General features: G+C 67.4%; 5 protein-coding genes. 2 read left to right on the top strand and 3 right to left on the bottom strand.

From position 1 onward, the window contains the following. A partial coding sequence (locus EQG76_RS03400; RefSeq protein ID WP_159710624.1) for an adenylate/guanylate cyclase domain-containing protein occupies positions 1–800 on the top strand: 800 nt, incomplete at its 5' end. 10 nt (positions 801–810) lie between these two features. Here the strand turns inward: EQG76_RS03400 and EQG76_RS03395 are convergent. Beyond that, a complete protein-coding gene (locus EQG76_RS03395; protein ID WP_159710622.1) occupies positions 811–1,125 on the bottom strand; it encodes an antibiotic biosynthesis monooxygenase in 315 nt (104 codons plus the stop codon). A 136-nt stretch (positions 1,126–1,261) separates the two neighbouring features. Here EQG76_RS03395 and EQG76_RS03390 point away from each other — a divergent pair, with 136 nt between their 5' ends. After that, on the top strand, positions 1,262–1,735 hold the full coding sequence (locus EQG76_RS03390; RefSeq protein ID WP_159710620.1) for an Lrp/AsnC family transcriptional regulator: 474 nt from the start codon (positions 1,262–1,264) through the stop codon (positions 1,733–1,735). Positions 1,736–1,797: 62 nt separating this feature from the next. Here EQG76_RS03390 and infC read toward each other — a convergent pair whose 3' ends face one another. Together infC and thrS are read right to left on the bottom strand one after the other, a co-directional pair. Then, positions 1,798–2,316 (bottom strand): translation initiation factor IF-3, encoded by a 519-nt coding sequence (infC, locus tag EQG76_RS03385; RefSeq protein WP_159710618.1) that lies wholly within the window; start codon positions 2,314–2,316, stop codon positions 1,798–1,800. A gap of 40 nt (positions 2,317–2,356) precedes the next feature. Beyond that, positions 2,357–3,779: threonine--tRNA ligase (gene thrS / locus EQG76_RS03380; RefSeq protein WP_159710616.1), on the bottom strand; the 1,423-nt coding region annotated here is incomplete at its 5' end.

The raw sequence follows: 3,779 nt of genomic DNA, 5'->3' as shown, positions 1-3,779 counted from the left end.
GGCTGGCCGCTCTGGGCGAGGTCCACGAGACTCCCGTCGGTGCTGCGGCACGACTCGGCTGGGCAGCCAGCCGCCCCTTGCGCCCGGCCGAGCTGCGGCTCCTGCACGAGGTGGCCCGCTTCGCCATCGCACCGCTGGCCGTGCTGGCGGCGCGCGCGACCCAGGCCGTGCTGCTGGAGACCTATCTCGGCAGGCGCAGTGCGGCACGGGTGCTGGCCGGCCGGCTGCGGCGCGAGCCCGGCGAGATCATCCAGGCGGCCCTGCTCTATGCCGACCTGCGCGGCTTCACCGAGCTATCGGAAACGAGCGCGCCATTCGAGGTGATCGCCACGCTCGATGCCTGGTTCGACCGCGTCGCCGGTGCGGTCCACGCCTTTGGTGGCGAGGTCCTGAAGTTCATCGGCGACGGCATCCTGGCGATCTTCCCGATCGGGCAGCGTGACGCCCCTGCTGCCTGTGACGCCGCGATGCGCGCGGTGGCCGCCGCCCGGGCCGGGATGGACCATCTGGATCGCAGCCGTGCCGCTCGTGGCCTGCCGCCGTTGCCGTTCGGCACCGCACTCCATGTCGGTGAGATGCTGTGGGGCAATATTGGCACTGCCAATCGGCTGGATTTCACCGCGATTGGCCCGCCAGTGAACCTGGTCAGCCGGCTGGAGGGCCTGTGCCGCCCGCTCGGCCGACCGGTCCTGCTCTCCGGCGCTTTCGCGGCAGAGACCAGCCATCCGTCAATCCCGCTGGGCCGGCACAGGCTGCGCGGCATCGCAGAACCCTGCGCAGTATTCGGCCTGCCGGACTGAGGCCGGCCGGTCACCCGTCCTGATGGCGGACCAGATAGTGGCCGGCCCGCTCTTCGAACCGGGTGAGGATCTGCCGGGCCGCCGCCGGCACATAGGCAGCCTCGCCGTCCGGCCCGGCGAACGCCGCCAGTGCCGCCCTGTCGCTGAACCACATCACCGTGACGAAGCCGACCTCCTCCCCCTCCTCCCGGCGCAGCAGGTCGATCCGCTCCAGCCCCTGGCGGCAGCGGGCGCGAATGCCGGGGAAGACCTCAGAGCGCAGCAGTTCCTCGTAGCGGTCCGCCTGCGCCGCCTGCGTCCAGCCGCGCCAGATGCGTGCGTACATAACCAGACTCCCGTGTCGTCTCGACCACGGGGTTGATCATGCCACCCTTGTCCACGGCAGGTCCTTGCGAAGCTCGGCTCGATGACAAGTCAGAATTGGCAGGATACTGCGTAGAGGGCGCAATGGAAGATAGAATATGCCAGAACTGGACGATGCGGACCGCCGCATCCTGGCGGTGCTCCAGGCGGATGGCCGGATCAGCAATGTCGATCTGGCCGACCGGGTGGCGCTGTCGCCGTCGCCCTGCCTGCGCCGGGTGCGGCGCCTGGAGGAGGCCGGCGTAATTCAGGGCTACCGGGCGATCCTGGACCGGGAGGCGATCGGCCTCGGCCTCACCGTATTCGTCGCGATCAAGGTCGCCCGCCACTCGCGTGAGGCGGCCGCGATGCTGCAGGAGACCCTGGCGGCGATCCCGGAGGTGGTGGCCTGCCACATGGTCTCAGGGGAGGCGGACTTCCTGGCGGAAGTCGTGGTGGCCGATCTCGCTGCCTATGAGCGCCTCTTGACCGAGCAGCTGCTCACCTTGCCGATGATTGCCGACATCCGCTCGAACATGGTGCTGCGCCGGATCAAGTCCGACGGCGCGCCGCCCCTGCCGACGCGGCCATGAAAAAGGCCGGCCGGGTCACCCCGGCCGGCCCTCTCGATCTGTGCTGCCTTGGCGTCAGCCGCTCACTTCAGCGGCGCCATCACCATGACCATCTGCCGGCCCTCCAAGCGGGGCATCTGCTCCACCTTGCCGAGGTCGACCACCTCGTCACGGACCTTGGTGAGCACGTCCATGCCTAGATGCTGATGCGCCATCTCGCGGCCGCGGAAGCGCATGGTCACCTTGACCTTGTCGCCCTCGCTCAGGAACTCGCGCACCTTGCGCATCTTAATGCTGTAGTCGTTGTCATCGATGCCGGGCCGGAGCTTGATCTCCTTGACCTCGATGACCTTCTGCTTCTTACGAGCCTCGGCAGCCTTCTTCTGCGCCTCGTACTTGAACTTGCCATAGTCGAGGATCTTGCAGACCGGCGGCCGCGCGGTGGGCGATACTTCCACCAGATCGAGGCCAGCGTCCTCTGCCCGCATGAGCGCCTCGCGCAACGGCACGACGCCGATCATCTCGCCGTCTTCGCCAACTAGGCGAACTTCCCGTGCTTCGATCTGATAGTTGACCGCGTACTCTTCCCGAGCGTTGCTCATCCGGTTCTTGCTGCTCCGTAGTTGCTACCTGTTCGTCCGCTCACGCCGCACTTGCCGTGCGCGCGATGTCGGGCGGCATCGACTCTCGCTGGCACAACGCGATTGCCGCGTCAAGCGCCAGACTCTCCTGGGCCTGCGATCCCAGTCGCCGCAGGCTGACCGAAGTCACTTCCGCCTCCTTGGCACCGACCGCGATGATCCAGGGGACCTTGCGCAGCGAATGCTGGCGGATCTTGTAGCCGATCTTGTCGGCGCCCTTGTCGACCTCGACATGGATGCCGGCCAGCCGGAACGCCTCGCCGACCCGGTCGGCATAGGCGTCCGCCTCGTTGGTGATCGTGGCGACCACCACCTGCAAGGGTGCGAGCCACATCGGCAGCTTGCCGGCATGTTCCTCGATCAGGATGCCGAGGAACCGCTCCATCGAGCCCAGGATCGCCCGATGCAGCATGACCGGCCGGTGCTTCTGGCCATCACTCCCAATATAGGTAGCGTCCAGCCGTTCTGGAAGGACGAAATCGACCTGCAGCGTGCCGCACTGCCAGTCGCGGCCGATCGCGTCACGCAGGACGAACTCCAGCTTCGGTCCGTAGAACGCACCCTCGCCGGGATTGAGCGTGCATTCGAGCTGCGCGGCGTTGACCGCATCCCAGAGCGCCTTCTCCGCTTGGTCCCAGACCTCGTCGGAGCCGGCGCGCAAAGGCGGCCGGTCGCTGAACTTCACCTTGATGTCGGTGAAGCCGAAGTCGGCATAGACCGAGCGCAGCAGGTCCAGGAAGGACACCGTCTCGGCGTTGATCTGCGTGGGCTCGCAGAAGATGTGCGCGTCGTCCTGGGTGAATGCGCGCACCCGCATGATGCCGTGCAGGGCACCGGACGGCTCGTTACGGTGGCAGGCGCCGAACTCGGCCATGCGCAGCGGCAGGTCGCGATAGCTGTGCTGGTGCTGCCGGAAGATCTGGACGTGGCCCGGGCAGTTCATGGGCTTGAGCGCCAGGACCCGGTCCTCGTTCTCGATCGTGAACATGTTCTGGCCGAACTTGTCCCAGTGCCCCGACGCCTCCCAGAGCACCCGATCGATCAGCTGCGGCGTGCGCACCTCGCGATAGTCGGCGGCCTCCAGGCGGCGGCGCATGTAGTTCTCGACCGTGCGCCAGAGCTGCCATCCCTTGGGATGCCAGAACACCGAGCCCACTGCCTCTTCCTGGACATGGAACAGGTCCATCTCCCGGCCGAGCCGGCGATGGTCGCGCTTCTCCGCCTCTTCCAGCTGGTGCAGATGGGCGTCCAGCGCTTCCCTGGTCGGGAAGCCGATCCCGTAGATCCGCTGGAGCTGCGGGTTCCTGGCATCGCCCCGCCAGTAGGCGCCGGCCACCTTGGTCAGCTTGAACGCGCCGATCCGGCCGGTGGAGGGGCCATGCGGCCCGCGGCACAGGTCGAACCAGTCACCCTGGTGATAGAGC

Origin of the sequence: Geminicoccus flavidas (assembly GCF_009806515.1) — a bacterium.
Classification (GTDB): Bacteria; Pseudomonadota; Alphaproteobacteria; order Geminicoccales; family Geminicoccaceae; genus Geminicoccus; species Geminicoccus flavidus.
Note: the sequence above shows the minus strand (reverse complement) of the source record. Positions and strands in the feature narration are given on the sequence as shown.